Genomic DNA, 213 nt, shown 5'->3' on the forward strand with positions numbered 1-213 from the left:
ACCTCCTGACACCCAGCCACGACAGCAGCCACCTGCTCCGGCGGACCCGACACCACCGTGGACGAGGGGCCGTTGACGGCTGCGACACCCACCCCGGCAGCCTGATCACCCAGGCCGGAGAGCAGTTGGCCCGCCCGCTCCCGGCCCACACCGAGGGACGCCATCGCCCCACCACCGGCCAACCGCCGCAACGCCCTGCTCCGCAACGCCACA

Annotated in this window: 1 protein-coding gene; it reads right to left on the reverse strand. The window is 73.2% G+C overall.

The genetic code is table 11. From position 1 onward, the window contains the following. On the reverse strand, window positions 1–213 hold a 213-nt coding region (locus NP777_RS47520), incomplete at both ends, for a hypothetical protein (RefSeq protein ID WP_256656422.1).

The organism is Streptomyces rugosispiralis, assembly GCF_024505145.1.
GTDB classification, from domain to species: domain Bacteria; phylum Actinomycetota; class Actinomycetes; order Streptomycetales; family Streptomycetaceae; genus Streptomyces; species Streptomyces rugosispiralis.